Raw genomic sequence first — 6,000 nt, forward strand, 5'->3', positions numbered from 1 at the left:
TCCAGTGATCCACCTCACATAAAGTCTCCGTGAGAGACGGCACAACCGTTTCCGGCCACCAGCGGTCACACCTGCAGAACCAACGGCCACGCGATCACCCACGCATGCGTCGGCCGTCCAGCTCGTGCCGTGACCGGTCGGGTGCGTCCTGTCGGGACGCGGCACGCCCAGACTTTCTGAGGTCTTGATGAAGCTTCGCCGCGCCCTGGTGACGGCTGCCGCCACGGCGGCCATAGCCCCGATCGCACTGCTGTCCGCCCCCGCCGCGTTCGCCGACGGCGGCGGCCCCGCCGCTACCGAAACCTCCTCCGCCTCGGCCTCGGCCTCCGCGTCCGCGAGCGCGTCCGTCACCGCCAGCGAGTCGCCGAGCGCTTCGGCTTCCGCTTCCGCGTCCGCGTCGGACTCCAGCAAGCCCGAGTCGAGCGCCTCCACGTCGACGAAGCCCACCTCGTCGGCCTCCACGTCCACGTCCGCGTCCACGACCACCAAGCCCTCGGCCTCCACGTCGACGTCGGCCAAGCCGAGCGACGGCCCGGCGCCGGACTGCAAGGACACCAAGGTCGACCTGAGCATCAAGGGTCTTCCGGGCAAGATCCAGCGCGGCAGCGGCTGGCACAAGTTCACGCTGACCGTCGACAACAACTCGGACTCCGTCCTCAGCAACCTGGGCTACTTCGCGGGCGCCTCGGCCGACAAGAACGGCGAGGAGATGTTCTCGAGCAAGCAGGTCCAGCTGCAGTCGTACGACCCGTCGACCAAGAGCTGGTACAACCTGAACGAGGGTGGCCAGGCCGTCGGTTACGTCGGTTACACGGACGTCCTCAAGCCCGACTACGCGGTCGACATCGCGATGCGCGTCAACGTGACGTCCGCCGCCCCGGTCGGCGCGGGCTTCTCGCTCGGCGCCAGCATCTACGGCGACTCCGACGCCAAGTGCACCGGTGAGGGTGAGGTCGCCTACAAGTTCATGATCGTCGGCGCCGACACCCCGACGAAGGGCACCAAGCCGCAGGAGGGTGGCAAGGCTCCCATCGCCACCAAGCCCGCTGACAAGACCAAGACGCCCGAGGTGACGGGCACCCTCGCCGAGACCGGTTCCAGCTCCATGCTGCCGACCGTCGGCCTGGTCGGCGGTATCGCCGTCGTCGCCGGTGCCGGTGTCATGTACTCCGTGCGTCGCCGCAAGTCGGGTGCCACCGCGTAACCGACCCGCGTAGGCCATGAGTCGGCCCCGTGCCCGGATTTCCCACCGGGCACGGGGCCTCACTTCTTCCCCCGGGCTTCTCCGGGCGCGGCTCACTTCTTCGGCGGGACCTCCGGCACGTCCAGGAACGGCAGGCGCAACGCGCCGAACGCGTCCGCGGGGACCGCCGGGGCCTTCGGCTCGACCGGGGCGAGGCGTTCGTAGGCCGCGCCGGGTGCCGGGCGCGGGTCCTGTTCGCCCTTGTTGGGCCAGAACGACATCGCCCGCTCGGCCTGCGCCGTGATGGTCAGCGACGGGTTGACGCCCAGGTTCGCGGTGACCGCCGCGCCGTCCACCACCGAGATGCCGGGGTGGCCGTAGAGGCGGTGGTACGGGTCGATCACGCCCGTGCGCGCCGAGTCGCCGATGGGGCAGCCGCCCAGGAAGTGGGCGGTCAGCGGCGTGCCCATCAGTTCGCCGACGTTCGAGCCCGGGAAGCCGTTGATCTGCTCCGCGATGGCCGCCGCGCCGTCCGCCGCCGCCTTGATCTGCTTGGGATTGGGCTTGCCGTGGCCCTGTTCCGCCGTGAGCAGGCCCTTGCCGACGCCGTCCGGCTTCAGGTAGGTGGTCAGCGAGTTGTCCAGGGACTGCATGACCAGGCCGATGATGGTCTTCTCCGACCAGCGGTGGTTGGAGAGGGACCTGGCCATCAAGGTCGGGTGCTTGACCACGTTCGCCAGCCAGGCCGCGATCCGCGAGGAGCCCTCCGCGTACGGGACTTGGAGGATGGACAGGCTGCCCATCGCGTTCGAGCCCTTGCCGTAGCGGACCGGTTCGATGTGCGTGTTCTCGTCCGGGTGGATGGAGGACGTGATGGCCACGCCCCGCGTGAAGTCCGCCTTCCGCGACGTCGCCCCGTGCTTCTTGCGGTAGCGGCGGTCCGTGGTCTGGGCGCCTACCAGCGCCTCCGAGTTCGTACGGGTCAGCTCGCCCAGCTTGCTCGATATGTACGGGAGTTGGCCGCCGGCCTTCATGCGGTGCAGCAGCGTCTGCGTGCCGTACGTGCCCGCCGCGATCACCACCTTGCGGGCCGTGAAGAGCCGGCCCTCGGACTTCTTCCTGTCGTCCGTGGGCAGCGTGGCGACCGCGTAGCCGCCGCGCGAGTCGTCCGTGACGGAGACGACCGTCGTCATCGGGTGGACGGTCGCGCCCGCCTTCTCGGCCAGGTAGAGGTAGTTCTCGTTGAGCGTGTTCTTCGCGCCGTGGCGGCAGCCCGTCATGCACTCGCCGCACTCGGTGCAGGCCTTGCGGGCGGGGCCCGCGCCGCCGAAGTACGGGTCGGCCACCTCGCGGCCCGGCTCGGCCTTCGTCGATCCGTCGGCGTCCTCGCCGTCGCCGAAGAAGACGCCGACCGGCGCCATGTGGAACGTGTCGCCGATGCCCATCGACTGCGCCGCCGCCTTCAGGTGCACGTCGGCGGGTGTCATCGTCGGGTTGAGGCGTACGCCCAGCATGCGTCGCGCCTGGTCGTAGTACGGCTTCAGCTCCTCCTGCCAGTCCGTGATGTGCTTCCACTGCGGGTCGTCGAAGAACGGCTTCGGCGGGACGTAGAGGGTGTTGGCGTAGTTGAGCGACCCGCCGCCCACCCCGGCGCCCGCCAGGACCATGACGTTGCCGAGCAGGTGGATGCGCTGGATGCCGTAGAGGCCCAGTTTCGGGGCCCAGAGGTAGTTCTTCAGATCCCAGGAGTTCTTGGGGAGCGACTCCCGGGTGAAGCGGCGGCCCGCCTCCAGCACGCCCACGGTGTAGCCCTTCTCCGTGAGGCGCAGGGCCGAGACGGAGCCTCCGAAGCCGGAGCCGACCACCAGCACGTCGTAGTCGTACGCCGTACTGGGCTTCTTCTCGGCCGTCGCCATCGGGCTTCTCCCTCGTTGCGTGTGCGGGTTGGGTGTGGTTGCTCGCGCCCCTGCGGCAAAGCCGCACATCGATACGGCCCGGCGCCCCTGATGAGGCACCCCGTGCCCCGAGCGTGCCGCTACTTCAAGCCCAGCTTCTTCATCGCGCTCAGGCTCACGCTCATGAACTTCGCGTACTTCTCGTCGTCCATGCCGAACGACGGGGCCATCGGCATCAGGCGCTGGTGGGCGACCGTCTGGGCCTCCGTGTACTTGAGGATGCCCTCGGAGCCGTGGCGGCGGCCGAGCCCCGAGTCCTTCATGCCGCCCATGGGCGACTGGACGCTGCCGTACGCGGGGGCGTAGCCCTCGTTGATGTTGACGGTTCCGGTGCGCAGACGGGCGGCGAGGGCGTGGCCGCGCCTGGCGTTCTTCGTCCAGACCGAGGAGTTCAGGCCGTACGGGGTGGAGTTGGCGCGCTCGACCACCTCGTCGTCGTCCTTGAAGCGATAGACCGAGACGACCGGGCCGAAGGTCTCCTCCGTGCAGACGGACATCGGTGCTTCGACGCCGTCCAGGATCGTCGGCTCGTAGAAGTACGGGCCGATGTCGGGGCGGGCCACGCCTCCCGCCACCACCTTGGCGCCCTTCGCCACGGCCTCCTCGACGTGCCGGGTCACCGTCTCCAGCTGGCGTTCGCCGACGAGTGAGCCCATGTCGGCGCCGTACGCGAGGGACGTGCCGAGCCGCATCGCCTTGGTGCGGGCCGCGAAACGGGCCAGGAACGCGTCCGCGACCGACTCGTGGACGTAGAGCCGCTCGATGGAGATGCACAGCTGGCCCGCTGAGGAGAAGCAGGCCCGTACGGCGCCCGCCGCGGCCTTCTCCACGTCGGCGTCGTCGAGCACCACCATGGCGTTCTTCCCGCCGAGTTCCAGCGAGACGCCGACCAGGCGGGCGGCGGCGCCCTGGGCGACCTCGCGGCCCGTGCGGGTGGAGCCGGTGAACGAGACGTAGTCGGCGTGCTTGACCAACTCGGGCCCCACGACCGGGCCTTCGCCGAGTACGACCTGGAAGACGTCGGCCGGCAGGCCCGCCTCGATTAGCAGGTCACGGGCCCACAGGGCGGTCAGGCAGGTCTCCGTGTCCGGCTTCATCACGACGGCGTTGCCCGCGGCGAAGGCCGGGAGCGCGTCGCCGACGGAGAGTTCGAGGGGGTAGTTCCACGGGGCGATCTGGCCGACCACGCCGCGCGGCTGGCGCAGTTCGGTGACCTTGGTGAGGGTGGGGACCGCGCCCGTGTGCCGCCTGGGCTTCAGGTATGCCGGGGCCTTTCTGCCGTAGTGCCGGGCGGCCACCGCGACGGCCTGCACCTCCTCGTGGGCGTGCAGACGGGCCTTGCCGGTCTCCAGCTGGATCAGGTCGAGGACCTCGGCCTGGCGGGCGAGCACCAGGTCGTGGAAGCGGAGCAGCACCGCGGCGCGCTGCCGTACCGGGGTCCTCGCCCAGGCGCCCTGCGCGGCACGGGCCGTGTCGAAGGCCGCCGCCACGTCGTCCGGGGTGGACTCCGGCAGGTCGGCGAGCTTGTCGCCGGTGAACGGCGTGTGGTTCGCCGTGCGCCCCGAACCGGCCACACCGCGGGTGAGCCGGGCGACGAGGTCGGGCGTGACCACGTCGGCCGCGGTGCGCGCGCCCTGAGGGGCGGGGGCCGTCGGGTTGGTGCCGGTACCGGTGGGGGCCTGCGAGTCCGTCATGGAGGCGAGCGTAGGCCCAAGTGGACGGTTTGGGTACCCACTGGTAACCCGCCTTCACCGTCCATCCACACGGCGCCAGTGGTCACTGGCAGAAAAGCTGCTGATCAGGGGTTATCCGTGGTGCGGTACGCGTCCCTGACGTGCTCAGAGATTGTCGATGCCCACCTTGTCGATGACCTGGTCGGCGACCTGGCGGCCCCGCTCGGTGAAGAGCCCTTGCCCGGGTACTCGATCACCATGCGTTACATGTCCCCGGCCTTGTTCTCGTAGGAGAAGAAGCGCACCTCGCGCGGCAGCGGGTGGCTCATGTCGGTCGTCCTGTAGTCGACCGTGTTCTCGGCGTTCTCGGCGTTCTCGGCGGTTGGCTCGCCGTGGAAGGGGGTCTTGGTGTCCGGTGTCGTGTGCGCGCCGGACGGCATCGACAGGTCGGTGTCGCCGTTCGACTTGAAGCCCTCGTCCGATGCGTGCGTTACGAGGTCCGCCAGCTGCGCAGGATCTCCGGGAACTGCTGGCTCGCGACGGGCCATTGGGCGGCGGGCACGGAGAAGTAGATGGCGTACTCGGTGCCGTCGTCGGCCATGTAGCTCTGCTCGATGGCGTGTTGCGGACCCGACGCCGCGTCGCCCGAACCGGCGGTCCAGGTGAACTCCCAGCGAGAGCCCTTGCGGTCCCGGTAGGTGTTGGAGTGCAGCTGCAGCCGCCGGTAGTCCGGAAGGCGCTTGCGGACCTGCCGCTCCAGGTCGAGCTGGTGCAGGTACGAGCTCTGCCAGTCCGGCGACCTCTCTATCCCTATGCGGACGAACCGCTTCCCGCCGTCCGGCGTGAAGTCGATCTGTGAGCCGTCCACCTTCCGCTTCCAGCCGGGCGGCAGCATCAGGCTGAAGCCCTCGGGGGCGTGGACCCGGACCCAGTTGGCGGGGATGGAGCCACCGCCGCCGGTCTTGCCGCCGTTGCCGCCGCTTCCGCTGTTCCCACCGGTGCCGCCGGTGGCGCCGGTGGCGCCGGTGGCGCCGGTCCCGTTCTTCTTGCCGCCCGGGGTTTCGCTCGCCTTGCCGGTGCCCTGGCCCGCGGTGGCCCGGCCCGACGCCGAGCCGGTGCCGTCGCTTCGGTGGTCGGCGTAGTACATCGCGCCGGCCGCACCGCCGCCGTCCGTCCCGCAGCGCGCGCC

The 6,000-nt window shown here is 70.1% G+C and carries 4 protein-coding genes and 1 pseudogene; 1 reads left to right on the top strand and 4 read right to left on the bottom strand.

Annotation, left to right across the window (positions count from 1 at the left end; genetic code table 11):
- Positions 1-187: 187 nt before the first annotated feature.
- Positions 188-1,204, top strand: a complete 1,017-nt coding sequence (locus tag OFY01_RS01110) for a hypothetical protein (RefSeq protein WP_266595367.1) — start codon at positions 188-190, stop codon at positions 1,202-1,204.
- Between the two features lie 92 nt (positions 1,205-1,296).
- Here OFY01_RS01110 and OFY01_RS01115 read toward each other — a convergent pair whose 3' ends face one another.
- The 4 genes and pseudogenes from OFY01_RS01115 to OFY01_RS01130 all read right to left on the bottom strand — a co-directional run.
- Entirely contained in the window at positions 1,297-3,099 is a 1,803-nt protein-coding gene (locus OFY01_RS01115; RefSeq protein WP_266595369.1) for a GMC family oxidoreductase, read from the bottom strand.
- Positions 3,100-3,218: 119 nt separating this feature from the next.
- Positions 3,219-4,832, bottom strand: coding sequence for a succinic semialdehyde dehydrogenase (locus tag OFY01_RS01120; protein ID WP_266595371.1), 1,614 nt, complete (start codon positions 4,830-4,832; stop codon positions 3,219-3,221).
- Between the two features lie 242 nt (positions 4,833-5,074).
- The gene (locus OFY01_RS01125; RefSeq protein ID WP_266595373.1) at positions 5,075-5,251 is read right to left on the bottom strand and encodes a hypothetical protein; all 177 of its coding nucleotides are present in this window, start codon (positions 5,249-5,251) and stop codon (positions 5,075-5,077) included.
- Between the two features lie 50 nt (positions 5,252-5,301).
- A pseudogene (locus OFY01_RS01130) lies at positions 5,302-6,000 on the bottom strand (serine/threonine protein kinase); the annotation flags it as partial.

The organism is Streptomyces beihaiensis, from assembly GCF_026274175.1.
GTDB classification, from domain to species: Bacteria; Actinomycetota; Actinomycetes; order Streptomycetales; family Streptomycetaceae; genus Streptomyces; species Streptomyces beihaiensis.